Below are 24,969 nucleotides of genomic sequence, written 5' to 3' on the forward strand. Positions count from 1 at the left end.
GCCCGATATGGCCAGCCCCACGCAAATTACCGCCTCCACCTGCTGCTACTGCGGCGTCGGCTGCGGCGTGCTGATCGAGCACGACGGCGAGCAGATCCTCGGCGTCGCCGGCGACCCCAGCCACCCGGCCAACTTCGGCAAGCTGTGCAGCAAGGGCTCGACCTTGCACCTGACCGGCGATCTCGACGCCCGCGGCCTGTACCCCGAGCTGCGTCTGGGCAAGAGCCTGGCCCGTACCCGCACGGACTGGAACAGCGCCCTGGATCACGCCGCGGCCGTGTTCGCCGAAACCATCCGCGAACACGGCCCGAACAGCGTCGCCTTCTACATTTCCGGGCAACTGCTGACCGAGGACTACTACGCCTTCAACAAGCTGGCCCGCGCCCTGGTCGGTACCCACAATATCGACTCCAACTCGCGGCTGTGCATGTCCAGCGCTGTGGTGGGCTACAAACGCAGCCTCGGCGCCGACGCGCCGCCCTGCTCCTACGAAGACATCGAACAGAGCGAGTGCGTGCTGATCGCCGGCTCCAACATGGCCTACGCCCACCCCGTGCTGTTCCGCCGCCTGGAAGAAGCCAAGGCGCGCCGGCCGGACATGAAAGTGATCGTCATCGACCCGCGGCGCACCGATACCTGCGAGTTGGCCGACCTCCATCTGGCGATACTGCCTGGCACCGATGTCGCCCTGTTCCACGGCATCCTGCATATCCTGCTGTGGGAAGGCTTGATCGACCGCGCCTACATCGACGCCCATACCGAAGGCTTCGAGGCGCTGAAGGATCTGGTACGCGACTACAGCCCCGCTGCCGTCGCGGAAATCTGCGGTATCAGTCGTGAGGCGCTGCAGACCTGCGCGCAATGGATCGGCCAGGCACCCAGCTTTCTCTCGCTCTGGTGCATGGGGCTCAATCAGTCATCCTCCGGCAGCGCCAAGAACAGCGCGCTGATCAACCTGCACCTGGCCACCGGACAGATCGGCAAACCCGGTGCAGGCCCCTTCTCCCTGACTGGCCAGCCCAACGCCATGGGCGGTCGCGAGACCGGCAGCCTGAGTAACCTGCTGCCCGGCCATCGCGAAGCCGGCGATGCCGAACACCGCGCCGAAGTCGCTGCCTACTGGGGTATCGATGCCCTGCCGGAGACGCCCGGCCTGTCCGCTATCGAACTCTTCGATGCGGTGCACGACGGGCGCATCAAGGCGCTGTGGATCGCCTGCACCAACCCGGCACAATCGCTGCCGAACCAGAACAAGGTGCACGAAGCCCTGGCCGCCTGCCCCTTCGTGGTGGTGCAGGAAGCCTTCTTCACCACCGAGACCTGCCACTACGCCGACCTGCTGCTACCCGCCGCCAGTTGGGGCGAGAAGGAAGGCACGGTGACCAACTCCGAGCGCCGCGTCAGCCATGTACGCCCGGCCGTGCCAGCGCCCGCAGAGGCGCGGCCCGACTGGTCGATCACCTGCGACTTCGCTCGTCGCCTGGAAACCCTGCTCCGCCCCGGCCTGCCCAGCCTGTTCGACTTCACCAGCAGCGAATCGCTGTTCGAGGAATACAAACACCTGACCGCCCAGCGCGATCTCGACCTCTCGGGGCTGAGCTACGCCCTGCTGGATGGCCAGGGCCCGCAGCAATGGCCGTTTCCGGCCGATGCCAGCCAGGGCACCGCGCGCCTCTATGCCGACGGCCGCTTCCCCACCACCAGCGGCCGCGCACAGTTCCATGCCGATCCCTACCGCGCACCGAAGGAAAGGCGCGAGGCGCGCTATTCGCTGAGCCTCAACACCGGCCGCCTGCGCGACCAGTGGCACGGCATGAGTCGTACCGGTACGGCCGCGCAACTGTTCGGCCACGTCGAAGGCCCCTTGCTGGGTCTACACCCGGATGAATTGCGACGCAGGCGCCTGCAGGACGGCGATCTGGTCAGGCTGCACAGCCGTCGCGGCAGTCTGATCCTGCCGGTGCAGAGCGACGACAGTGTGCGGCCTGGCCAGGCCTGGCTACCGATGCACTGGGGCAATCGTTTCCTGCGAGGTCTGGGCACCAATGTGCTGACCCAGCCGGCCTGCGATCCACTGTCCAAGCAGCCAGAGCTCAAGCATGCCGGCGTCGAGGTGGATAAGGTCGAGCTGCCCTGGCAGTTCTTCGCCCTGGTCGAAGGCCAAGTGCAGCAACGCCTCGAGGCGCTTCGCCCGCTATTCGAGGGCTTCGCCTTCGCCAGCCTCACGCCCACAGGGCGCGAGCGCCCCGCCCTGCTGATTCGTGCCGCCAGTACCGTAGCGCCGCAGCCCGAGTTGCTGGCGCAGATCGACCGGCTGCTGCACCTGAACGAAGGCCCGGTGCTGGCCTATGACGACCCACGCCGCACCGTCGGCAAGCGTGTGCGTATCGAGGAAGGCCGCATCGTCAGCATCCGCCTGGCCGGAGAAACCGCCGCCAGCGAATGGCTCAGAAGCTTGTGGCTGGATGGCCAGGCCGACGCCGATCTGCGTCGCTGGCTGCTCGCCCCGGTCTCGGCACCGCCGGGCAGCGCCAGCACTGCGCTGCGCGGCAAGACCCTGTGCAACTGCCTGAACGTCAGCGAAAGCGCGGTGTGCGCCGGCATCGAACGCGGCCTGGATCTGAACGGCCTCAAGCAGGAACTCAAGTGCGGCACCAGTTGCGGCTCCTGCGTCCCTGAAATCAGACGCCTGCTGGCTCGACAGCCAGCGGTGACACACGCGTAGGGTGCGCTGTGCGCACCGCTGCAAAATCATTCGGTGCGCACAGCGCACCCTACGAGGTAGCAATATGAGCGCAAAAGTCTGGCTGGTGGGCGCTGGCCCTGGTGATCCCGAGCTGCTGACCCTCAAGGCGGTGAAAGCCCTGAGCCAGGCCGATATCGTGATGATCGACGATCTGGTCAACCCCGCAGTACTGGAGCACTGCCCAGGGGCGCGCATCGTAGCAGTGGGCAAACGCGGCGGTTGCCGCTCCACCCCACAGGTCTTCATTCATCGCCTGATGCTGCGTTATGCGCGCCAGGGCAAATGCGTGGTGCGCCTCAAGGGGGGCGACCCGTGCATCTTTGGTCGTGGCAGCGAAGAAGCCGACTGGCTGAACGCCCATGGCATCGAGGTGGAACTGGTCAACGGCATCACCGCCGGCCTGGCCGGTGCTACCCAGTGCGGCATCCCCCTGACCCTGCGCGGTGTCGCCCGTGGCGTCACCCTGGTCACAGCACATACGCAGGACGACAGCGGCCTGAACTGGCAAGCGCTGGCGCAGAGCGGTACGACCTTGGTGGTGTACATGGGCGTGGCCAAGCTGGACGAGATTCAGGCTGGCCTGCTCGCCGGCGGCATGAATGGCGATATGCCGGTGGCAATGATCGAAAACGCCTCGCTGCCCGCGCAGCGCGAATGTCGCAGCCGGCTCGCGGCGCTGCAGAACGATGCTGCGGCCTTTTCCCTGAAGAGCCCGGCCATCCTAGTGATTGGCGAAGTGGCCCGCGCCAGCGCCCAGATCAGCATGCCCCAGCTCCTGCATGCCTGACCGCTTCGCGCTCCTGCGAAGCCGTTGTTTGCCCGCTGTCTTCGGCGGGCTTTTTTATTTCAGAAAAAGAAAAACCCGGCCGAGGCCGGGTTCTTCGCGAAGCATCAGGGCATTACTGCTTGACCTGAGCTTCCACTTCCGCTTCAACGCGACGGTTGATGGCACGACCTGCATCGGTGGCGTTGTCGGCAACCGGGCGGGTTTCGCCGTAACCAACAGTATTTACACGGCTGCCGTCTACGCCGTACTGGTTGACCAGCACGTTACGCACGGCGTTGGCACGACGCTCGGACAGTTTCTGGTTGTAGGCATCGGTACCGACGGAGTCGGTGTGACCTTCAACGGTGGTGGTGGTCTGCGGATACTGGTTCATGAAGTCAGCCAGGTTCTTGATGTCGCCATAGCTTTCTTCTTTCACGCGATCCTTGTCGAAGTCGAACTTGACGTCCAGCTCGACGCGAACGGTTTCCATGGCCGGTTCCGGAGCAGGCTCAGGCATCGGTTCCGGCGCTGCGGCAACGACCGGAGCCGGAGCCGGCTTGCTGCCGCCACCGAAGTTCAGACCAACACCCACGCCAGCTTGCCACTCGGTGTCGCCCTGATCGATGTTGTACAGAGCGTCGACGCCGGCACGGGCGTAGAACATATCGGTGAAGTAGTACTTGGCGCCGGCACCTGCGATGGCCAGAGTCGAGTGGTTACGACCACCGCTGTTGGCGTCGCCGATGCTCTGATGGCCGAAACCGGCAGACACGTAAGGACGCAGCCCTGCACCCGGCTGACCGAAGTGGTAGATGGCCTTCAGATCGCTCAAGTTGCCTTTGATGTTCTTGCTGCCCTGAGTGCCTTCACCACGCAGGTCGTGGTACTCACCGTAGGACAGTGCCAACTCGACATCATCGGTCAGGTAGTAGCCGATGCTACCGCCGAACAGGTTACCTTCGTCATGCGCGAAATCACGCTGAGAATCGGTGAAGTAGCGATTGACGAAGCCTTCCACCTCGACTGCGCCTTGGCCTTGCGCCAGCGCGCCGAAGGAAGTAGCGGCAACGATAGAACCAATGACTACGCCCAAGGTGTTTTTTACTTTCATCCGTTAAATCCCCATCTTGATGGTTAATAAGTTCCCGTGTAACTCAAAGCGGCAACTTGGCGGCGATTTTATCAGATCTCGCCACTGCTTTAGTGTCAGTTTGCTGAATTAAGTTTCGGAATTGTCCGAAAATTTCTCCCGCAACCGATCCAGCGCACGCTTGTAGCGCATTTTCGTCGCGCTCAAGCCCATGTGCATGATGTCGGCGATCTCCTGGAACTCCAGTTCCGCAACGAAGCGCAATACCAGAATTTCCCGGTCGATCGGATTAACGTGTACCAACCAGCGATCGAGCCCGCCGCGCTCTTCGACTTTGGGGGTCTTCTCGTCGGAGGCTTCCTCCAACGGATCCAAACTCAAGGCGTCAATCAGTCGGCGCTTTCTTCGCTCTTTACGGTACTGGGTGATGCACTCGTTATAAGTGATGCTATAGAGCCAGGTCTTGAACTTGGACTTGCCCTCGAAGTTCTTCAGGCCGTAGAGCACTTTCAGCATCACTTCCTGACAGACATCGTCAGCGTCTCTTTCGTTCCCCAGGTAACGTGCGCAGACATTGAACAGCGTGCGCTGATAGCGGCGCATCAGCTCTTCGTAGGCACGGGTGATGTGAAACAGCTCGTCATGGGCGCGCGCCACCAGCTCCTCATCGGTGAGCTCGCGGGGATCGTAACGCGTGGGCAGGGTTTGAGCTTTGTTCAAAACGGGTCAGGCCGACGGACAGGACGAAAGTGCCCGGCGGGTCTACCGGCCGGGCAGCTATATAAAATAACAGATTGGCGTCAGCGACTGTTCACCCGTTGTTCGAGCATCACGCGATTGGCCACCGAAACCAGCTCGCCGGAGTCGGTCAGCAGAATGGTCTTCACCGTGCCGATCTCTTCGATCTGTCCTTCGACCTCGCCGATCTGCACTTGTTGCCCAACCTGGTACAACTCGCGCACGTAGATACCCGCCAGGATCTGGCTGGCGATCTCACGGCTCCCCAGCCCCAGGGCCAGCGCGACCGCCAGACCGACGGAAATCAGCACGATGGCGATGACGTTGTTGAGCAGGTCGGTCTTGATTTCCAGTTGGCCGATGGCCACCGAGATGCTGATGATGATCACCAGCCCCTGGGCGACGCGTCCCAGGCCGTGGGCATACTCCAGGCCCACACCTTCGGCAGCGCCACGCACCAGGCTGCTGACCAGTTGTGCCAGCAGCACGCCAGCGAGCAGCACTAGGGCCGCCCCGAACACCTTGGGCAGATACAGCGCCAGCACGTCGAGGGTTGCAGACACGCGCTGCAGGCCGAGCGATTCAGCGGCCGAAACCAGGAAGATCAGCAGTACGAACCAGTAGACGATCTTGCCGATCAGGGTGGAGACCGATACCTGGATACCGACACGCCCCAGCAGCTTGGTCATCCCGGTGCCCATCATCAGGCGATCCAGCCCCACCTTGCCTAGCAACTTGGACAGGAGGGTATCGAGCAGCTTGGCCACGACGAAGCCCAGCAACACCAGCACCAGCGCCACGAACAGATTGGGAATGAAGCCTGCCACCTTGTTCCACAGGGCGCTCATGGCGGCAATCAGGCTTTGGGTCCAGGGGTCGAGTTCCATTTCAATCGGCCTTGTCAGCGGAAGCGGAGGGTTGGGTACGGCGCGAAACCGGCGCGACATGCGCCGAGCCGTTGTTCAGGGCGATCATCAGTGCTTGTAGCCAATGCCCCATCAGGCTGAACAGATCGCCCGCACCGACCTGGCGGTTGGCGGTCTTCAGCACGCGATGCAGGCAAGCGTCGTCATCGCGGCTCGCCGGCGTCGTCTTGAGCAGATCGCGCAGGGATTCTTCAAATGGGTCGTGCATGGGCACCTCACTGGATGTCTGGGCTAGACGCCCTTGCCATGGGCCAGGTCACAGTTCATAGCCAGCGCCAACGCCGAAACAGCAGCAGTTGCGCGACAGCCAGAACCACCATCAGGCCGCAGGCAACGAAGAACCCGGTCGGGCTTTCTGCCCCCGGAATACCGCCCACGTTGATGCCGAGCAGGCCGGTCAGGAACGTCAACGGCAGGAACATGCCGGTGATCACCGTGAAACGATACATGATGCGATCCATGCGCTCACGCAAACGCTGGCTCTCTGCTTCGAGCACCAGGCTGACGCGTTCGCGAACCAGTTCCAGCTCTTCCAGGTAACGGGTCAGGCTGTTGTTCAGCTCGTTCCAGTAATCACCGTCATCCTCTACGAACCAGGGCTGCCGGCTGCGGACAAGCTGCGCATAGAGGTCTCGCTGCGGCGCCAGGAAGCGCCGCAGGCTGGCCGCACGGCGACGCACTTGCAGCATCAGGCCATGATCGGGACGATAGCGTTCGTCGCTGTCGAGACGGTCCTCTTCGGCTTCCAGTTGCTCGCTCAGCTCGGCCACCAGATCGTCGACCCGGTCAGTCAGGTGCCGGGCCAGTTCCAGCAGCAACTCGGAAGAGGTGCGCGGCCCTTTGCCAGCACACAGATCGGCGATCAGGGCGTCGGTGGCCAGCAGCGGGCGCAGGCGCAGCGAGATGACCCGCTGAGCATCAGCGAAGATGCGCACCGAGACCATGTCTTCCGGCTCGGCCCCCGGATTTCGGTTAATGCCACGCAGGAATACCAGCAGTTCGTTGTCTGGCAGCGGTAACAGGCGTGGGCGGGTGTTTTCCTCCAGCAGCAGGTCGCAACTGAATTCGTCCAGCCCGCTGCTTTCACGCAACCAGCGCTGCGCCTGCGCCTGGCCACGATCCCAGTGCAGCCAGAGGCTTTCCTGGGCGCCGAGCTGCAGTTCGTCCAGCTCGCGCCGGTCGATGCTGCGCGCCCCCCCCTGCCCGTCGAGCACGAAGGCGTGCAGCAACGCCGAATCCTGATCGACCATCGGGCTTATTCCGGCATGCTCAAGGCTTGCGGGGAGACGATGATGCCGTTGTTGTCGGCATACAGGTACTCGCCTGGCTTGAAGGTCACGCCGCCGAAAGTCACCGGTACGTTGAGGTCGCCGATACCACGCTTGTCGGTCTTCATCGGATGGCTGGCCAGGGCCTGTACGCCAAGATCGGTCTGCGCGATCACGTCGACGTCGCGAATGCAGCCGTACACGACTATTCCCGCCCAGCCATTCTTCGCTGCCTTCTCGGCCAGCATGTCGCCGAGCAACGCACGACGCAGCGAACCACCACCATCGACCACCAGCACACGGCCTTCACCGGGCAGATCGACCTGCTCCTTGACCAGCGAGTTGTCCTCATGGCACTTGATGGTGACCATCTGCCCACCGAAGGAATCACGGCCACCGTAGTTGGCGAACATCGGCTCGACCACCTGCACCAGTTCCGGGTAGGCATCGCACAGGTCTGGGGTGATGTAGTGCATGGCAAAACTCCTTTGAGCAGGGATGGGAGCAGCTAGCCTTGAGCAGGCCGCTTGATTGCGACAGCGAAAAGCGAACGTCGCCCGGCACGCAGGCCGGAGAATGACCAAAGCGCCTGGAGGCGTCACATCTTACCGGGATGCCGCCTGTGATGAAACGCCCGGCATCGCCTAGAGGCTCTACTCCGAGATATCTGGCGGTAACTGCAGATGTTGCAACCAATGCTTTACCAACGGCCAGACTTCGGTTTGCGCCTCCTTGCTGACCAGCATTTCAATATGGCCGAAGTCGCTGGAAAAGCCATTGGCCTTGCTCAGCAACAGGAAGGTCGTGCTGGCCTGGCCGCACTGCTGCAGCAACTTGCGACAGGCCCAGGCAGGATCCTGCCGATCGCCGACAGCGCTGACCGCCAGTACCGGCAGTCTGACCTCGGCCAGTCCCGCCCACCAGTCGCGCTCCGGCTCGCCGAAGCGCCCGAACAATCTCTGCCAGTGCAGGAATTCCCGCACAATGCCGATGGGTTCATCTTCCGGCCCACGCTTGAGCCGCCGCCCCGACAGGTAAGGGAACAGGCGCAGGGCCAGGCGTGCGCTCCATTGTACCGGCGGCAGCTTGAGCGGCCAGTGACCACGGCTTACCTGGCTGCCGAAAAGGCTGGCCGAACGTACCCGCCCGCCATCCAGATACCAGCCGCCGAGCGCCGCCGCCAAAACAACACCACCCAGTGAGTGACCGAGCCAATGCGCGGCCTGCCCCGTCTGCTCGAAAACGAAATCGGCGATGGCGGGCAGGTCGTACCGGGCATACTGCGCCACGCTGTTGTTGCGGTAGTCAGTGTTACGTGGCGACAAACCATGGCCACGCATCTCGGCGATCCATACATCAAAACCGGCGCGCGCCAGGTAGGCGCCCAGCCCCAGCCCCCTGGGTGAATACCAGAAACGCCGGTTGGAGAAGCTGCCATGCAACAGCACCACCGGCACACCACGCGGCGTGTCTGCAGCAGCCAGCCCCAGACGGGTCAGCGCCAGCTCGACGCTGGTATCGGGGCTGTTGTTGGGTTTGAGGCGGTAGACATCCTCGCTGAGGTCACCACGAAGCTCAGCGCTGACCAGGGCGACGGGAAAAAGCTCACTGCTGCTTTGCATGAATCGGACGACCACATGGGCAATTTGCCATGAAAAACGAAACACGAAACGGGCTGCACGCCCAGTAGGCCAAGCACGAAAAAGGGCGGGCTAACAGACCGCGTGAAAACGTAGCGAGCGAAGGTCAGGCAAGGCAAAGAACGGCGAAAAAGCGCAGTTTACGCGCTGTAAATGAGCATTTTGAGCCGTTCTTTAACGCAGCATGGCCGAGCGCAGTAGTTTTCTCGCGGTTTGTAACCCGCCCTTTCGTCACCTATTGGTGCCGCCTCAGGCAGCGCCACCCTCGGCGAGGAAGAACCAGGTGTCGAGTACCGAGTCCGGGTTCAGCGAAACGCTCTCGATGCCCTGCTCCATCAGCCACTTGGCCAGATCCGGGTGATCCGAGGGCCCCTGGCCGCAGATGCCGATGTACTTGCCGGCCTTGTTGCACGCGGCGATGGCGTTGGCCAGCAGCTTCTTGACCGCCGGGTTACGCTCGTCGAACAGGTGAGCGACGATGCCGGAGTCGCGATCCAGGCCCAGGGTTAGCTGGGTCAGATCGTTGGAGCCAATGGAGAAACCGTCGAAGAACTCGAGGAACTCCTCGGCCAGGATGGCGTTGGACGGCAGCTCGCACATCATGATGACCTTCAGGCCATCCTGACCGCGGGCCAGGCCGTTGCTGGCCAGCAGCTCGACCACTTGCGAGGCCTCACCCAGGGTACGCACGAAGGGCACCATGATCTCGACGTTGCTCAGGCCCATCTCACCACGCACCTTCTTCAGTGCACGGCATTCCAGCTCGAAGCAGTCGCGGAAACTCTCGCTGATGTAGCGCGAGGCGCCACGGAAACCCAGCATCGGGTTCTCTTCTTCCGGCTCGTACAGCTTGCCGCCGATCAGGTTGGCGTACTCGTTGGACTTGAAGTCCGACAGGCGCACGATGACCTTCTTCGGCCAGAAAGCGGCGGCCAGGGTGCTGATGCCCTCGACCAGCTTCTCGACGTAGAAGTCGACCGGATCACCGTAACCGGCGATACGTTTCTCGACGCTATCCTTGATCTCCGCCGGCAGGCTGGCGAAGTTCAGCAGCGCCTTGGGGTGCACGCCGATCATGCGGTTGATGATGAACTCCAGGCGGGCCAGACCCACGCCTTCGTTCGGCAGTTGGGCGAAGTCGAAGGCACGATCCGGGTTACCGACGTTCATCATGATCTTGAACGGCAGTTCGGGCATGGCATCGACCGAATTCTTGCGGATGTCGAAGCCCAGTTCGCCCTCGAAAATGAAGCCGGTATCCCCTTCGGCGCAGGACACGGTGACGCCCTGGCCGTCCTTGAGCACGCTGGTGGCGTTGCCGCAACCGACCACAGCCGGGATACCCAGCTCACGGGCGATGATCGCCGCGTGACAGGTACGCCCGCCGCGGTTGGTGACGATGGCGCTGGCGCGTTTCATCACCGGCTCCCAGTCCGGATCGGTCATGTCGGAAACCAGCACGTCGCCTGGCTGCACCTTGTCCATCTCGGACACGTCGTGGATCACCCGCACCTTGCCGGCGCCGATGCGCTGACCGATGGCGCGGCCTTCCACCAGTACGGTGCCCTTCTCTTTCAGCAGGTAGCGCTCCATGACGGTGGCGCTGGAACGGCTCTTCACGGTTTCCGGACGAGCCTGGACGATGTACAGCTTGCCGTCGTCACCGTCCTTGGCCCACTCGATGTCCATCGGGCGGCCATAGTGCTTCTCGATGATAAGCGCCTGTTTGGCCAGCTCGCTGACCTCTGCGTCGGTGATGCAGAAACGCGCACGCTCGGCGCGGTCGACGTCGACAGTCTTGACCGAACGACCGGCCTTGGCCTCGTCGCCGTAGACCATCTTGATCGCCTTGCTGCCCAGGTTGCGACGCAGGATCGCCGGACGGCCCGCTTCCAGGGTCGGCTTGTGCACGTAGAATTCGTCGGGGTTCACCGCGCCCTGCACCACGGTCTCGCCGAGGCCGTAGGCGCCGGTGATGAACACCACGTCACGAAAGCCGGACTCGGTGTCCAGAGTGAACATCACCCCGGCGGTGCCGGTTTCCGAACGCACCATGCGCTGCACACCAGCAGACAGGGCGACCAGCTTGTGGTCGAAGCCCTGGTGCACGCGGTAGGCGATGGCACGGTCGTTGAACAGGGAAGCGAACACTTCCTTGGTGGCGCGGATCACGTTGTCCACGCCGCGGATGTTGAGGAAGGTTTCCTGCTGACCGGCGAAGGAGGCGTCCGGCAGGTCTTCGGCGGTGGCAGAGGAACGTACCGCCACGGCCATGTTGTCGTTGCCGGCGCTCATGGTGGCGAAGGCTTCGCGAATCTGCTTGTCCAGCTCGGCCGGGAAGTCGGCTTCCATGACCCACTGGCGAATCTGCGCGCCGGTCTTGGCCAGGGCGTTGACGTCGTCGACGTCGAGCGCATCGAGGGCCGCGTGGATCTGGGCATTCAGGCCGCTCTGCTCGAGGAAGTCGCGATAGGCCTGAGCCGTAGTGGCGAAACCGCCGGGAACCGAGACGCCGGCGCCAGCCAGGTTGCTGATCATCTCGCCGAGGGATGCGTTTTTGCCCCCCACATGCTCTACATCGTGGACGCCGAGCTTATCGAGGGAAACTACGTACTCTACCAAGGTGATCTCTCCACTAACGGTGTTGGAAAAGCTCAGTGGGCTGCGCAATGTCGAACGACCAGAGTCGCGCGATTGTGGCCTTGCCCTTGAATAAGTAACAATGCCGAAACCCCCATGGGCCCGGCGAAAAACGCGGCCTATCATAGCCAAGAATCGATCTCAGCTTAAGGCCTTTGGCGCAAATGAAACGAACCGCTTTCTTCATCTCCGACGGCACCGGCATCACCGCCGAAACCCTGGGCCAGAGCTTGCTCGCGCAGTTCGAGAATATCCAATTCACCAAACTCACGCGTCCTTATATCGACAGCGTCGATAAAGCGCGCGCCATGGTACAACAAATCGATGCGGCCGCCGAAAGGGACGGCGCACGTCCGATCATCTTCGACACCATCGTCAATCGCGATATCCGTGCGATCCTCGATACGGCAAATGGTTTCATGATCGACATCTTCTCCACCTTTCTCTCGCCACTGGAACAGGAGCTGAGCTCGCACTCCTCCTACTCCGTCGGCAAGTCGCACTCCATCGGCCAGAACTCCAACTACATGGAGCGTATCGAGGCGGTCAACTTCGCCCTGGACAACGATGACGGTGCGCGCACTCACTATTACGACAAGGCCGACCTGATCCTGGTCGGCGTGTCGCGCTGCGGCAAGACGCCCACCTGCCTGTACATGGCCATGCAGTACGGCATCCGCGCCGCCAACTACCCGTTGACCGAAGACGACATGGAGCGCCTGCAACTGCCCGAGTCGTTGAAGAAGTACCGCGACAAACTGTTCGGCCTGACCATCGACCCGGATCGTCTCACCGCCATCCGCCACGAGCGCAAACCCAACAGCCGCTATGCCAGCTACGCCCAGTGCGAGTTCGAGGTGCGCGAAGTAGAGAACCTGTTCCGCCGCGAAAACATCGCCTTCATCAACTCCACGCATTTCTCGGTGGAGGAAATTTCGGCCAAGATTCTGGTGGAAAAAGGCGTGGAGCGCCGTCTCAAGTAACCTCGCGCGAGCCCAACATGACACTCAACGACGCCCTGCTGTTCGCCCCGGTCGCCCTGCTGATCGCTATAACACCGGGGCCCAACAATTTCTGCTCGATGAACAATGGCATCCGCCATGGTGTGGGCACCGCAGTGCTGGCCACCACTGGGCGAGTCGCCGCCTTTGCCTTTTTCCTCTCGATTTCGGCTGTCGGCCTCGGCGCGATGCTGCTGGCATCCGAGCGAGTATTCACTGCAATCAAATGGATCGGCGCCGCCTACCTGCTGTACCTGGGCATCAGCGCTTGGCGCAGCCACGCCTTCGCCCCGAGCGAGCAGCAAGGAGCGCTACCCTCACGGCGCAACTTGTGGCTGGCGACACGCCAAGAGTTCCTCATCGGCATCAGCAATCCCAAGGCGATCTTGTTGTTCGCGGCGATCTTTCCGCAATTCATCCGCACCGATCAGCCAGCCACCGAACAGTTTCTCTACCTCGGGGCGACCTACCTGCTGGCTGAATACGTGGCCTCGCTGCTATACGCACTATTCGGTCTGCAGATTCGCCGCCTGATCCGTACCGCTCGCGGTGTACGCAACCTCAACCGCACCACCGGCGCCTTCTTCGTGGGTGCCGGTGGCCTGTTGCTGGGCACCAGCCAGCACTGAGCGACTCAGAAGCTGTCGCCCGGCACCCGCACCCAGCCTTCCATCAGAATGCGCGCACTGCGACTCATCACCGCCTTGGTCACTGTCCACTGACCATCGACCCGCTTGGCCTGGGCGCCGACACGCAGGGTGCCGGAAGGATGGCCGAAACGCACCGCCTCGCGTTCGCCGCCACCGGCAGCCAGGTTGACCAGCGTGCCGGGAATCGCCGCCGCCGTGCCGATGGCCACCGCGCAGGTGCCCATCATGGCGTGGTGCAACTTGCCCATGGACAGCGCGCGCACCAACAGGTCGATATCACTGGCCTTGACGTCCTTGCCGCTTGAGGTGCAGTAATCCTTGGGTGGGCTGACGAAGGCGATCTTCGGGGTGTGCTGACGGGTCGCGGCCTCCTCGGCCGTCTTGATCAGCCCCATGCGCAGTGCGCCGGCAATGCGGATCTGCTCGAAGCGCGCCAGTTGCGCCGGGTCGCCATTGATATCCTCGCGCAGCTCGGTGCCCCGATAGCCGATGTCCTCTGCATTGACGAAGATGGTCGGGATGCCGGCGGTGATCATGGTGGCCTTGAAGGTGCCGATGCCAGGTACCTCCAGATCGTCCACCAGGTTGCCGGTGGGGAACATCGAGCCGCCCTCCTCGCCGTCATCGGACGGGTCGAGGAATTCCAGCACGATCTCGGCCGCCGGGAAGGTCACGCCGTCCAGCTCGAAGTCGCCAGTTTCCTGCACCTGCCCATTGCTGACCGGCACATGAGCGATGATGGTCTTGTGGATGTTGGCCTGCCAGATGCGCACCACGCAGGTGCCGTCCTCGGGAATTCGCGTGGGGTCGACCAGGCCGGCATGAATGGCGAAGGCGCCAGCCGCGGTGGACAGGTTGCCGCAGTTACCGCTCCAGTCGACGAAGGCCTTATCGATGGAGACCTGGCCGTAGAGGTAGTCGACATCGTGATCGGGCTGAGTGCTTTTCGACAGGATCACGCACTTGGAGGTGCTTGAGGTTGCGCCGCCCATGCCGTCGATCTGCGCGGCGTACGGATCGGGGCTACCGATCACGCGCATGAACAGTTTGTCACGGGCCTCGCCAGGCACCTGGCAGGACTCGGGCAGATCCTGCAGGCGGAAGAATACGCCCTTGCTGGTGCCGCCACGGATATAGGTGGCGGGGATTTTCACTTGAGGCAGATGAGCCATGAGTGCAGTCCTGAAGTAGCCCGGATGCAATCCGGGGAGAATCATTCAACCTTGCCCCGGATTTCATCCGGGCTACGCGCTTGTCTCCCCTCTCCCGCTTGCGGGAGAGGGGCCGGGGGAGAGGGTCTATCAGACAACACCGAGCCGCCTGCACCACCCTCTCCCCAGCCCTTTCCCATGAATGGGAGAGGGAGCAGACCGCGTCATCACGCCACCGCGCCTTCGAGGAAGTCCTTTGCAAAGCGCTGCAGCACGCCGCCAGCCTGGTACACGCTGACATCGGCAGCGGTATCCAGGCGGCAGGTCACCGGCACCTTGACCGTCTCGCCGTTACGGCGATTGACCACCAGGGTCAGGTCGCAGCACGGCGAGATCTCGCCCTCGATGTCATAGGTTTCAGTGCCATCCAACCCCAGGGTCAGACGCGTGGTGCCCGGCTTGAACTCCACCGGCAGCACGCCCATGCCCACCAGGTTGGTGCGATGGATGCGCTCGAAACCTTCGGCGACTATCACTTCCACACCCGCCAGACGCACGCCCTTGGCCGCCCAGTCACGGGACGAGCCCTGGCCGTAGTCAGCACCGGCAACGATGATCAGGTTCTGCTTGCGGTTCATGTAGGTCTCGATGGCTTCCCACATTCGCATCACCTTGCCTTCGGGCTCCACCCGGGCCAGCGAGCCCTGCTTCACCTGCCCGTCGACCACGGCCATTTCGTTGACCAGTTGCGGGTTGGCGAAGGTGGCGCGTTGCGCAGTCAAATGGTCGCCACGGTGGGTGGCGTAGGAGTTGAAGTCTTCTTCCGGCAGGCCCATTTTCGCCAGGTACTCGCCAGCGGCCGAATCCGCCAGGATAGCGTTGGACGGCGACAGGTGATCGGTGGTGATGTTGTCCGGCAGGATCGCCAGCGGGCGCATGCCCTTGAGCGTACGCTCGCCGGCCAGCGCGCCTTCCCAATATGGCGGGCGGCGGATGTAGGTGGACATCGGCCGCCAGTCGTACAGCGGGCTCTCTGCCTCCTGCACGCTGCCCAGGTCAAACATCGGAATATAGATCTGCTTAAACTGCTCGGGCTTCACGCTCGCCGCGACTATGGCGTCGATTTCCTCGTCGCTCGGCCACAGATCCTTCAACGTAATCGGGTTGCCATCGGCATCGGTGCCCAACGCGTCCTGCTCTATATCAAAGCGCACGGTGCCGGCAATCGCATAGGCCACAACCAGCGGTGGCGAAGCGAGGAAGGCCTGCTTGGCATAGGGATGGATACGCCCGTCGAAGTTGCGGTTGCCCGAGAGCACGGCGGTGGCGTACAGGTCGCGATCGATGATTTCCTTCTGGATCTTTGGTTCCAGCGCGCCAGACATGCCATTACAGGTGGTGCAGGCGTAGGCGACGATGCCGAAGCCGAGCTTCTCCAGCTCCGGCAGCAAACCAGCCTCTTCAAGATACAACTTGGCGACCTTTGAGCCCGGCGCGAACGACGTCTTCACCCAGGGCTTGCGCACCAGGCCCAGCGCATTGGCCTTCTTCGCCACCAGGCCAGCAGCGATGACGTTGCGCGGGTTGGAGGTATTGGTGCAACTGGTGATAGCGGCGATGATCACCGCGCCGTCAGGCATCAGGCCCTGGGCTTCTTCGCCCTTGCCGGCCTGCAGCTTGTCTTCGTCGGCGATACCACGCTCGGCTAGCGCCGAGGTCGGCAGGCGGCGATGCGGGTTGCTCGGGCCAGCCATATTGCGCACCACGCTGCCCAGATCAAAACGCAGCACGCGCTCGTACTCGGCGGTTTTCAGCGCGTCGCTCCACAGGCCGAGGGTCTTGGCGTAATTCTCCACCAACGCCACCTGCTCCGGTTCACGCCCGGTGAGCTTGAGGTAGTCGATGGTCTGGCCGTCGATATAGAACATCGAGGCCGTCGCACCATACTCGGGGCACATATTGGAGATGGTGGCGCGGTCGCCGATGGACAGGCTGTCGGCGCCCTCGCCGAAGAACTCGACCCAGGCACCGACCACGCGCTCCTTGCGCAGGAACTCGGTCAGTGCCAGGACGATATCGGTGGCGGTGATGCCAGGCTGGCGCTTGCCGGTCAGCTCGACGCCGACGATATCAGGCAGACGCATCATCGATGGATGGCCAAGCATCACCGCCTCGGCCTCCAGGCCGCCGACGCCGATGGCGATCACGCCAAGAGCATCCACGTGCGGTGTATGCGAGTCGGTGCCGACGCAGGTGTCGGGGAAGGCGATGCCGCCGCGCGCCTGGATCACCGGGCTCATCTTCTCCAGGTTGATCTGGTGCATGATGCCGTTGCCGGCGGGAATCACGTCGACGTTCTTGAACGCGGTCTTGGTCCAGTCGATGAAGTGGAAGCGATCCTCGTTGCGGCGATCCTCGATGGCACGGTTCTTCTCGAAGGCGTCCGGGTCGAAGCCCGGCGCCTCGACGGCCAGGGAGTGGTCGACGATCAGCTGGGTCGGCACCACCGGGTTGACCTTGGCCGGGTCACCACCTTTTTCTGCGATGGCGTCACGCAGGCCGGCCAGGTCGACCAGTGCGGTCTGGCCAAGGATGTCGTGGCAGACCACGCGCGCCGGGTACCAGGGAAAGTCAAGGTCGCGCTTGCGGTGGACTAGCTGCTCCAGCGAGGCGGTCAGATCCTGCGGATCGCAGCGGCGCACCAGCTGCTCGGCGAGCACGCGCGAGGTGTAGGGGAGCCTCGCCCAGGCGCCGGCCTGGATCGCCTCGACCGCCTCACGGGCGTCGAAGTAATCCAGCGCGGTGCCGGGCAGGCGCTTGCGGTATTGGCTATTCACGGTGTCATTCATGGTTATTTACGATCCTTGAGCGGCACGAACTTCAGGTCTTCGGGGCCTGTGTAGTTGGCGCTCGGGCGGATGATCTTGCCGTCGATGCGTTGCTCGATAACGTGCGCGGACCAGCCGGCGGTACGGGCGATAACGAACAGCGGAGTGAACATGGCGGTGGGCACGCCCATCATGTGGTAGCTCACGGCGCTGAACCAGTCGAGGTTGGGGAACATCTTCTTGATCTCCCACATCACGCTTTCCAGTCGCTCGGCGATGTCATACATCTTGGTGTTGCCCTGCTCCATGGACAGCTCGCGGGCCACTTCCTTGATCACCTTGTTGCGTGGGTCGCTGACGGTGTAGACCGGGTGACCGAAGCCGATCACCACTTCCTTGCGCCCTACCCGCTCACGGATGTCAGCCTCGGCCTCGTCCGGGCTGTCGTAGCGCTTCTGCACCTCGAAGGCCACCTCGTTGGCGCCGCCGTGCTTCGGGCCGCGCAGCGCGCCGATGGCGCCGGCGATGCAGGAAAACAGATCGGAACCGGTACCGGCGATCACCCGCGAGGTGAAGGTCGAGGCGTTGAACTCGTGTTCGGCGTAGAGGTTGAGCGAGGTGTGCATGGCGCGCACCCAGGACTCGCGCGGCTTCTCGCCATGCAGTAGATGCAGGAAGTGGCCGCCGATGGAGTCGTCGTCGGTATCCACCTCGATGCGCTTGCCGTTGTGGCTGTAGTGGTACCAGTACAGCAGCGCCGAACCCAGGGAAGCCATCAGCTTGTCGGCGATATCGCGGGCACCCGGGTGGTTGTGGTCATCCTTTTCCGGCGCCAGGCAACCGAGCACCGATACGGCGGTGCGCATCACGTCCATCGGATGCGCCGAGGGCGGCAGTTGTTCCAGAGCCGCCTTCACCCCGGCCGGCAGGCCGCGCAGGGCCTTGAGCTTGGCCTTGTAGCCGGCCAGCTCGGCGACGTTGGGCAACTTGCCGTGTACCAGCAGGTGGGCAATTTCCTCGAACTCGCAGCGGTTGGCGAAGTCGAGCACGTCATAGCCACGGTAGTGCAGGTCGTTGCCGGTACGGCCAACGGTGCACAGCGCGGTGTTACCAGCGGCGGTACCGCTCAGAGCGACGGATTTCTTAGGCTTGAAGCCAGGGGTGGTTTCGGTGGCACTCATGGTTATCTCCTCGAATCCTTGTTCTTGTCTTTATTTCTTGCCGGCAGCGAACAGCGCGTCGAGCTTCTGCTCGAAGGCGTGGTAGCCGATGCGGTCGTAGAGTTCGGCGCGGGTCTGCATCAGCTCGATCACGTCCTTCTGATGGCCGTTCTGGCGGATCGAGGTGTAGACACTTTCCGCCGCCTTGTTCGCCGCACGGAAGGCCGACAGCGGATAAAGCTGGATGGCCACGCCGACCGAGGCCAGTTCGTCGCGGGTGAACAGCGGCGTGGCACCGAATTCGGTGATGTTGGCCAGCACAGGCACCTTCAGCGCCTCGACGAAGCGCTGGTAAGTGGGCAGGTCATAGGCCGCCTCGGCGAAGATACCGTCGGCACCCGCCTCGACGTAGGCTTGGCAGCGCTCGATGGCGGCGTCCACCCCCTCGGCCTGAATAGCGTCGGTACGGGCGATAAGGAAGAAGTCAGGATCGGTCTTGGCATCAGCGGCAGCCTTCACGCGGTCGCACATTTCCTCGGTGGAAACGATCTCCTTGCCCGGACGGTGGCCGCAGCGCTTGGCACCGACCTGATCCTCGATATGCGCGGCAGCGGCACCTGCCTTGATCAGGTTCTTGATGGTGCGCTCGATGTTGAAGGCACTTGGGCCGAAGCCGGTGTCGATGTCCACCAGCAGCGGCAGGTCGCAGACATCGGTGATGCGGCGCACATCGGTCAGCACGTCATCCAGGGTGTTGATGCCCAGGTCTGGCAGGCCCAGGGAGCCGGCCGCCACGCCACCACCGGACAGGTAGATAGCGCGGAAACCGGCACGCTTGGCCAGCAATGCATGGTTGGCGTTGATCGCGCCGATCACCTGCAGCGGTTGCTCTTCGGCGAGGGCCTGGCGGAAACGCTGGCCGGCGGAAAGCTGGGTCATGAATCACCTCGGGTCTGGGATGAAGTGACGAGCGCCTCCTGATAGTGGCGCTCGATATTACGCTTGGAGGCGCCGATATGACGGCGCATCAGCAGTTCGGCCAGTTCGCCGTCACGTTCGGCGATGGCATCGAGAATGCGGTGGTGTTCGGCGAAAGCCTGGTGCGGTCGATTGGGCGTAGCGGAAAACTGCAGGCGGTACATGCGCACCAGTTGGTACAGCTCGTCGCACAGCAACTTGGCCAGAGTGCGATTGCCGCTGCCCTGGATGATCCGGTAGTGGAAATCGAAATCGCCTTCCTGCTGGTAGTAGCCGACGCCGGCCTTGAACGCGGCGTCCTGCTCGTGCAGCTCCAGCACCCGGCGCAGTTCGTCGATCTCGCCCTGGCTCATGCGCTCGGCGGCCAGGCGGCAGGCCATGCCTTCGAGGGACTCGCGAATCTCGTACAGCTCGATCAGCTCGCAATGGCTGAGCGACACCACCCGCGCCCCCACATGTGGCACCCGCACCAGCAACTTCTGCCCTTCCAGGCGATGGATCGCCTCGCGCAACGGGCCACGGCTGATGCCATAGGTGCGTGCCAGTTCGGGCTCGGAGATCTTGCTGCCAGGGGCGATCTCGCCGCGCACGATAGCTGACTGGATCAACCGGAAGACATGCTCGGCCAGGGTTCCAGAGTCTTCCTGCGCTTCTTGAGCCTCAATGACATTAAGCATATTGTCGACACTAAATTCTGAAAACAGCCAAATAGATACGCCAAACCAGCAGCCACGTCAAAGAAAAAAGCACTATTGTCGACAATGATGCAGATGCGTAGCCCCTTCCCCGTATCATGCCCATCGCCCTGTCGAAGCCTCGCCCTGATAGCTGCCCAGCCCGCCACAAGGCAACAAGCCCTGGCCTGGTTTCTTGAAGCCAACGACATGGCAGTTGCGCAATCGGTTACACCACCTGCGTTACAAGCAATTGTCAGCGGTCTTGCAGCACATGCTAGAATTCCTCGCATTTCGCCGCTGGCCCAGTGCCACTGCCTGCATCAATACGGCAGACTTGCGCTGCGACCGTTGCTCACTGGCGTATGGACAGTCCATCGCTTTACCTACTCAAGGACTCATGAGACTCCAGCTTCTAGCCTCCCTGCCCTGTCTGTTTGCACTGCTCAGCCCAAGCATGGCCGTGGGCAAGTCCATCTATGGCCTGAACGAGTACGTCCATATCGAAGAACTGGATTTGCTGGTTGCCGCCAAGCTCGACACCGGCGCCAAGACCGCCTCGCTCAGCGCTCGCGACATCAAACGCTTCAAGCGTGATGGCGAAACCTGGGTCAGCTTCATCCTGGCCATCGACGATACCCACGAGCGCACCTTCGAGCGCCCGCTGGCCAGGATCAGCAAGATCAAACGCCGCGCCGGCGACTATGATCCCGATGAAGACAAAACCTATACCGCACGCCCCGTAATCGACCTCGAACTGTGCCTGGGCCAGACCCTGCGCACGATAGAAGTGAACTTGACCGACCGAAGCGCATTCCAATACCCGCTTCTGATCGGCTCCGAAGCACTCAAACGCTTCGGTGCCATGGTCGATCCAAGCCTTAAATATGCCGCCGGCAAGCCTGGCTGCATCAACGACGCAACCCCTGGCGAGTAATTCCCATGCGCTCTCTGAACCTGCATCTGAAAGTCCTGATCACCCTGTTGGTGACCCTGGGCGTTCTGATTACGGCATATCAAATCTTCATTCTCGGCATCCCGGTCACCGAGGATGAAACCGATGACCTGTGGAACATCGACGCCAAGGTCGAATTCCAGGCCAACCCGCGCGAGCCGGTGAAGTTGCAGATGTTCGTGCCGCCGCTGAGCCAGGATTACGTCAGCCTCAACGAGAGCTTCATCTCCAACAATTACGGGGTCAGCGTCAACCGTGTCGACGGCAACCGCCGCGTGACCTGGTCGGCCCGACGTGCCAGCGGCAAGCAGACTCTTTACTACCGTCTGGTGCTGACCAAGCGCTACAGCGGCGAACAGACTCAGGTCAAAGGCCCTATCTTCCGTGACAGCATGGTGGTCGAAGGCCCCGAGAAGATCGCCGCCGAAGCCCTGCTGGCGCCGATCCGCCAGCACTCGGCGGATGTCGAAACCTTCATCAGCGAGACCATCAAGCGCGTCAACAATAGCAATGACGACAACGTCAAGCTGCTACTCGGCGGCGACGCCTCCACCGCCAACAAGGCCAAGGTGGTCGACCTGCTGCTGTCCATCGCCCACGTACCTATGGAGCGCGTGCACACCATCCGCCTGCAGGCCGAGGTGGCGCAGTCGCCGGAACTGTGGCTGCGCAGCTTCAACGGCCAGAAATGGCTATACTTCAACCCGGAAACTGGCGAGCAGGGCCTGCCGGCAGACCGACTGGTGTGGTGGATCGGCGACGACGATCTGATCAACCTCGAGGGCGGCAAGCAGGTGCAAGTCAGCTTCAGCCTGAACAACAGCGAGATGAACGCCATCCGCCTGGCCAAGCTGACCGACGAGAACACCGACGCGAGCTTCCTCGAATACTCGCTCTACGGCCTGCCGCTGCAGACCCAGCAGACCTTTATGATCATGGTGATGATCCCCATTGGCGTGCTGGTCATCCTCATCTTGCGTAACCTCGGCGGCCTGCAGACCCTCGGCACCTTCACCCCGGTGCTGATCGCCCTCGCCTTCCGTGAAACCCAGCTAGGCTTCGGTATCTTCCTATTCACCGTGATCACCGCGCTAGGCCTGTCGCTACGCTCCTATCTGGAGCACCTCAAGCTGCAGATGCTGCCGCGCCTGTCGGTGGTGCTGACCTTCGTTGTGGTGTTGATCGCCACCATCAGCCTGTTAAGCCACAAGCTGGGTCTGGAACGCGGCCTGTCGGTGGCCCTGTTCCCGATGGTGATTCTGACCATGACCATCGAGCGCCTGTCGATCACCTGGGAAGAGCGCGGTGGTAGCCATGCCTTCAAGGTCGCCATCGGCACCCTGTTCGCCGCCACCATCGCGCACCTGCTGATGACCGTGCCGGAACTGGTCTACTTCGTGTTCACCTTCCCGGCCATCCTGCTGATCCTGGTGGGCTTCATGCTGGCGATGGGACGCTACCGCGGCTACCGCCTGACCGAACTGTTCCGCTTCAAAGCCTTCCTCAAGGACTAAGACCATGTTCGGCCTGATCAAGACGTGGAAGGCCCTTGAAGCCAAGGGCATCATGGGCATCAACCGACGCAATGCGGACTACGTGCTGAAGTACAACAAACGGCACCTGTACCCCATCGTCGACGACAAGATCATCACCAAGGAGCGGGCCATCGAGGCCGGCATCGACGTACCGGAGCTGTACGGCATCATTGAAACCGAGAAAGGCATCGACAAGCTCGACGAGATCATCGCCGGGCGCAACGACTTCGTCATCAAGCCGGCGCAGGGTGCCGGCGGTGACGGCATCATGGTGATCGCCGATCGTTTCGAGGATCGCTTCAAGACGGTATCCGGCAAGATCGTCAGCCACGAGGAGCTGGAACAGCAGATTTCCAGCATCCTGTCCGGCCTGTACTCCCTTGGCGGGCACCGCGACCGCGCGCTGATCGAGTACCGCGTGACCCCAGATACCATCTTCAAGAGCATCAGCTACGAAGGTGTGCCGGACATCCGCATCATCGTGCTGATGGGCTACCCGGTGATGGCCATGCTGCGTCTGCCTACCCGGCAGTCCAACGGCAAGGCCAACCTGCACCAGGGCGCCATCGGTGTCGGCGTGGATCTGGCCACCGGCGTCACTCTGCGCGGCACCTGGCTGAACAACAAGATCAGCAAGCACCCGGACACCACCAATGCGGTGGATGGCGTGCAACTGCCTAACTGGGACGGTTTCATGAAGCTCGCCGCTGGCTGCTACGAGCTGTGTGGTCTGGGCTACATTGGCGTGGACATGGTGCTGGATCAGGACAAGGGCCCGCTGATTCTCGAGCTCAACGCCCGCCCTGGCCTGAACATCCAGATCGCCAACGACTGCGGCCTCACCAAGCGGACTCATGCCGTCGAAGCGCGCCTGGAAGAACTGAAAGCCAAGGGCATTCAAGAGAACGCCGAGGAGCGTGTACGCTTCTCCCAGGAGCTGTTCGGCAACATCGTGCTCAAGCAGGACGATTGACCCCTGTGGAGCGGGTTGCCCCTCGCCAGAGCCTGCAACCCGCCGTAGCCCGGATGCAATCCGGGACCTGCAAGCGCCCCTCCCCTTAGGCTCAGCCCCTAACGCACGATCGCCAGCTCGAATTCACCTTCGTCGCCATGGGCATGTCGCTGCATGCCCGCCTCGTCCACGGCCAGCGCCTGCAGAGGCCGTTTGAACGGCTTGTTGTCGAGGGTCTGCAGACTGCGATCCTCGTCCGTGGTGAGCAGCAACACGTAGCGCTCGCCCTGCTCGGCGCGCACCTTGACCGTGCCCTCGATGAAAGCATAGCGGTACCAGGTTTCCGGATGGAGCTGGTACACCGCATCACTGACCAGGCGCGTCGGTCGCTTGGCCTCATCGAGAAACAACAGTGAGGGATACACCACCTGGCGATTGGCGAAACTGCGTACGCGCAGACCGTAGGTCTGGCGCGACGCCGGTAGACTCAAGGCCGCGTAATAACTGCGCCCCATGGGAAAGTCGAAGCTCGGCGAATAGCGGCTCAACTCTTCGTAACGCGGTTCCTCGACAGACAAGGGAGTGAAATCACTCTCGCGCATCTGCCCACAGCAACGCTGCAGCAACTCGGCATACAGGCCTTCACCGCGGGTCTCGCTGCCCTCCAACAGCGCCTGCATCGCCGCACTAGGCTGGCCATCGAGCGTCGGCAGTTTGCTCGCCACAGGCTCGAACTTAACCTGCCGTCCTTCGCTGTAATGCACCGCCTGCGCCCCGCTCGGCTTATTCTGCCGACCAGGTGCCAACACCGGCGAGTTGTGCATCTGCCCCTTCTCATCGACCCAGGTGTAGTAACGGCTGTCGGACTGGCTGCGGGCGAAACCACGCCCCTCCAGCTCATCGGCGTCGATGTAGTCGCCGACTCGCTCTCCCGTACCCAACAACTGGTCACGCTCCCCGCCTTCGCGGTTGCGCTCGCCCAGATAGAAGCTGTTGTGCAACTGGCCACCGCTGTCGACCCAGGTGTAGTAGCGCCGCTTGCTCTCGCCCGTGTCCGGTGCACTGCCAGGCCACTTGCCACTCTCCCCCAGCCGCGCCTGATCGCTGAGTTCGGCACGACGCTGCGCGCTGCGCTGCTGCTCGGCGAAGCGTTCGTCGACGAAGGTGTTGTGCACCCGACCGTGGTCATCCACCCAGGTCAGGTAACGGCTGGCTGCCAATGACGGCAGGCAGGCCAGCAACAGCCAGGCCAACAGCAGCAGGCGCAT

At 62.6% G+C, this 24,969-nt stretch carries 21 protein-coding genes; 7 read left to right on the top strand and 14 right to left on the bottom strand.

Annotated features, from left to right (window positions below):
* Positions 1-7 precede the first annotated feature (7 nt).
* Together OU800_RS13505 and cobA are read left to right on the top strand one after the other, a co-directional pair.
* Positions 8-2,725, top strand: a complete 2,718-nt coding sequence (locus tag OU800_RS13505) for a nitrate reductase (protein ID WP_268177801.1) — start codon at positions 8-10, stop codon at positions 2,723-2,725.
* A 64-nt stretch (positions 2,726-2,789) separates the two neighbouring features.
* Positions 2,790-3,533 carry a uroporphyrinogen-III C-methyltransferase gene (cobA, locus tag OU800_RS13510; protein ID WP_268177802.1) on the top strand — a complete coding sequence of 248 codons (744 nt, stop codon included), beginning with the start codon at positions 2,790-2,792 and terminating at the stop codon, positions 3,531-3,533.
* Positions 3,534-3,645: 112 nt separating this feature from the next.
* On the opposite strand, the gene OU800_RS13515 is transcribed toward cobA, so the two are convergent.
* The 8 genes from OU800_RS13515 to ppsA form a co-directional block, all read right to left on the bottom strand.
* Positions 3,646-4,626: an OmpA family protein gene (locus tag OU800_RS13515; RefSeq protein WP_268177803.1), complete on the bottom strand. Its 981-nt coding sequence runs from the start codon at positions 4,624-4,626 to the stop codon at positions 3,646-3,648.
* Positions 4,627-4,734: 108 nt separating this feature from the next.
* The gene (gene sigX, locus OU800_RS13520) at positions 4,735-5,325 is read right to left on the bottom strand and encodes an RNA polymerase sigma factor SigX (RefSeq protein ID WP_268177804.1); all 591 of its coding nucleotides are present in this window, start codon (positions 5,323-5,325) and stop codon (positions 4,735-4,737) included.
* 80 nt (positions 5,326-5,405) lie between these two features.
* A complete protein-coding gene (locus OU800_RS13525) occupies positions 5,406-6,230 on the bottom strand; it encodes a mechanosensitive ion channel family protein (protein WP_268177805.1) in 825 nt (274 codons plus the stop codon).
* A 1-nt stretch (position 6,231) separates the two neighbouring features.
* Positions 6,232-6,483: a CrfX protein gene (locus OU800_RS13530; RefSeq protein ID WP_268177806.1), complete on the bottom strand. Its 252-nt coding sequence runs from the start codon at positions 6,481-6,483 to the stop codon at positions 6,232-6,234.
* A gap of 49 nt (positions 6,484-6,532) precedes the next feature.
* The gene (locus tag OU800_RS13535) at positions 6,533-7,519 is read right to left on the bottom strand and encodes a zinc transporter ZntB (protein WP_268177807.1); all 987 of its coding nucleotides are present in this window, start codon (positions 7,517-7,519) and stop codon (positions 6,533-6,535) included.
* A gap of 5 nt (positions 7,520-7,524) precedes the next feature.
* Positions 7,525-8,013, bottom strand: coding sequence for a ribonuclease E activity regulator RraA (gene rraA, locus OU800_RS13540; protein WP_129482420.1), 489 nt, complete (start codon positions 8,011-8,013; stop codon positions 7,525-7,527).
* Positions 8,014-8,190: 177 nt separating this feature from the next.
* Positions 8,191-9,159, bottom strand: a complete 969-nt coding sequence (locus OU800_RS13545; RefSeq protein WP_268177808.1) for an alpha/beta fold hydrolase — start codon at positions 9,157-9,159, stop codon at positions 8,191-8,193.
* Between the two features lie 267 nt (positions 9,160-9,426).
* The gene (gene ppsA / locus OU800_RS13550; protein WP_268177809.1) at positions 9,427-11,799 is read right to left on the bottom strand and encodes a phosphoenolpyruvate synthase; all 2,373 of its coding nucleotides are present in this window, start codon (positions 11,797-11,799) and stop codon (positions 9,427-9,429) included.
* A 182-nt stretch (positions 11,800-11,981) separates the two neighbouring features.
* On the opposite strand from ppsA, the gene ppsR reads away from it, so the two are divergent.
* Both ppsR and OU800_RS13560 read left to right on the top strand, forming a co-directional pair.
* Positions 11,982-12,800 (top strand): posphoenolpyruvate synthetase regulatory kinase/phosphorylase PpsR, encoded by an 819-nt coding sequence (gene ppsR, locus OU800_RS13555; RefSeq protein ID WP_268177810.1) that lies wholly within the window; start codon positions 11,982-11,984, stop codon positions 12,798-12,800.
* A gap of 17 nt (positions 12,801-12,817) precedes the next feature.
* On the top strand, positions 12,818-13,447 hold the full coding sequence (locus OU800_RS13560; protein WP_268177811.1) for a LysE family translocator: 630 nt from the start codon (positions 12,818-12,820) through the stop codon (positions 13,445-13,447).
* Positions 13,448-13,452: 5 nt separating this feature from the next.
* Here OU800_RS13560 and prpF read toward each other — a convergent pair whose 3' ends face one another.
* From prpF to OU800_RS13585, 5 genes are all read right to left on the bottom strand, one after another.
* Positions 13,453-14,640 carry a 2-methylaconitate cis-trans isomerase PrpF gene (prpF, locus tag OU800_RS13565; RefSeq protein ID WP_268177812.1) on the bottom strand — a complete coding sequence of 396 codons (1,188 nt, stop codon included), beginning with the start codon at positions 14,638-14,640 and terminating at the stop codon, positions 13,453-13,455.
* A 206-nt stretch (positions 14,641-14,846) separates the two neighbouring features.
* Complete coding sequence (acnD, locus tag OU800_RS13570) at positions 14,847-17,456, bottom strand: Fe/S-dependent 2-methylisocitrate dehydratase AcnD (RefSeq protein ID WP_268184322.1); 2,610 nt, start codon at positions 17,454-17,456, stop codon at positions 14,847-14,849.
* A 14-nt stretch (positions 17,457-17,470) separates the two neighbouring features.
* Positions 17,471-18,628, bottom strand: coding sequence for a bifunctional 2-methylcitrate synthase/citrate synthase (gene prpC / locus OU800_RS13575; RefSeq protein WP_268177813.1), 1,158 nt, complete (start codon positions 18,626-18,628; stop codon positions 17,471-17,473).
* Between the two features lie 30 nt (positions 18,629-18,658).
* Positions 18,659-19,546, bottom strand: coding sequence for a methylisocitrate lyase (prpB, locus tag OU800_RS13580; RefSeq protein ID WP_268177814.1), 888 nt, complete (start codon positions 19,544-19,546; stop codon positions 18,659-18,661).
* A complete protein-coding gene (locus OU800_RS13585; protein WP_268177815.1) occupies positions 19,543-20,262 on the bottom strand; it encodes a GntR family transcriptional regulator in 720 nt (239 codons plus the stop codon). The genes prpB and OU800_RS13585 overlap by 4 nt, the downstream gene beginning before the upstream one ends.
* A 397-nt stretch (positions 20,263-20,659) precedes the next feature.
* On the opposite strand from OU800_RS13585, the gene rloA reads away from it, so the two are divergent.
* Genes rloA through OU800_RS13600 form a run of 3 tightly spaced genes read left to right on the top strand, consistent with a single transcriptional unit; the run spans position 20,660 to position 23,722 of the window.
* The gene (gene rloA, locus OU800_RS13590) at positions 20,660-21,196 is read left to right on the top strand and encodes a retropepsin-like aspartic peptidase RloA (RefSeq protein ID WP_268184323.1); all 537 of its coding nucleotides are present in this window, start codon (positions 20,660-20,662) and stop codon (positions 21,194-21,196) included.
* Positions 21,197-21,201: 5 nt separating this feature from the next.
* A complete protein-coding gene (rloB, locus tag OU800_RS13595; RefSeq protein ID WP_268177816.1) occupies positions 21,202-22,728 on the top strand; it encodes an osmotic stress tolerance membrane protein RloB in 1,527 nt (508 codons plus the stop codon).
* A gap of 4 nt (positions 22,729-22,732) precedes the next feature.
* A complete protein-coding gene (locus OU800_RS13600) occupies positions 22,733-23,722 on the top strand; it encodes an alpha-L-glutamate ligase-like protein (protein ID WP_268177817.1) in 990 nt (329 codons plus the stop codon).
* 98 nt (positions 23,723-23,820) lie between these two features.
* Here the strand turns inward: OU800_RS13600 and OU800_RS13605 are convergent, their stop codons facing one another.
* Entirely contained in the window at positions 23,821-24,969 is a 1,149-nt protein-coding gene (locus OU800_RS13605; protein ID WP_268177818.1) for a MalM family protein, read from the bottom strand.

It is taken from the genome of Pseudomonas sp. GOM7 (assembly GCF_026723825.1).
Lineage (GTDB): Bacteria > Pseudomonadota > Gammaproteobacteria > Pseudomonadales > Pseudomonadaceae > Aquipseudomonas.

What these genes read in the sequence shown, in the direction of transcription:
- OU800_RS13505 (WP_268177801.1), top strand. Translation starts at nt 8, where the DNA reads ATGGCCAGCCCCACGCAAATTACCGCCTCCACCTGCTGCTACTGCGGC.
- cobA (WP_268177802.1), top strand. Translation starts at nt 2,790, where the DNA reads ATGAGCGCAAAAGTCTGGCTGGTGGGCGCTGGCCCTGGTGATCCCGAG.
- OU800_RS13515 (WP_268177803.1), bottom strand. Translation starts at nt 4,626, where the DNA reads ATGAAAGTAAAAAACACCTTGGGCGTAGTCATTGGTTCTATCGTTGCC.
- OU800_RS13525 (WP_268177805.1), bottom strand. Translation starts at nt 6,230, where the DNA reads ATGGAACTCGACCCCTGGACCCAAAGCCTGATTGCCGCCATGAGCGCC.
- OU800_RS13535 (WP_268177807.1), bottom strand. Translation starts at nt 7,519, where the DNA reads ATGGTCGATCAGGATTCGGCGTTGCTGCACGCCTTCGTGCTCGACGGG.
- rraA (WP_129482420.1), bottom strand. Translation starts at nt 8,013, where the DNA reads ATGCACTACATCACCCCAGACCTGTGCGATGCCTACCCGGAACTGGTG.
- OU800_RS13545 (WP_268177808.1), bottom strand. Translation starts at nt 9,159, where the DNA reads ATGCAAAGCAGCAGTGAGCTTTTTCCCGTCGCCCTGGTCAGCGCTGAG.
- ppsR (WP_268177810.1), top strand. Translation starts at nt 11,982, where the DNA reads ATGAAACGAACCGCTTTCTTCATCTCCGACGGCACCGGCATCACCGCC.
- OU800_RS13560 (WP_268177811.1), top strand. Translation starts at nt 12,818, where the DNA reads ATGACACTCAACGACGCCCTGCTGTTCGCCCCGGTCGCCCTGCTGATC.
- prpF (WP_268177812.1), bottom strand. Translation starts at nt 14,640, where the DNA reads ATGGCTCATCTGCCTCAAGTGAAAATCCCCGCCACCTATATCCGTGGC.
- prpC (WP_268177813.1), bottom strand. Translation starts at nt 18,628, where the DNA reads ATGAGTGCCACCGAAACCACCCCTGGCTTCAAGCCTAAGAAATCCGTC.
- prpB (WP_268177814.1), bottom strand. Translation starts at nt 19,546, where the DNA reads ATGACCCAGCTTTCCGCCGGCCAGCGTTTCCGCCAGGCCCTCGCCGAA.
- OU800_RS13585 (WP_268177815.1), bottom strand. Translation starts at nt 20,262, where the DNA reads ATGCTTAATGTCATTGAGGCTCAAGAAGCGCAGGAAGACTCTGGAACC.
- rloA (WP_268184323.1), top strand. Translation starts at nt 20,660, where the DNA reads ATGAGACTCCAGCTTCTAGCCTCCCTGCCCTGTCTGTTTGCACTGCTC.
- rloB (WP_268177816.1), top strand. Translation starts at nt 21,202, where the DNA reads ATGCGCTCTCTGAACCTGCATCTGAAAGTCCTGATCACCCTGTTGGTG.
- OU800_RS13600 (WP_268177817.1), top strand. Translation starts at nt 22,733, where the DNA reads ATGTTCGGCCTGATCAAGACGTGGAAGGCCCTTGAAGCCAAGGGCATC.
- OU800_RS13605 (WP_268177818.1), bottom strand. Translation starts at nt 24,969, where the DNA reads ATGCGCCTGCTGCTGTTGGCCTGGCTGTTGCTGGCCTGCCTGCCGTCA.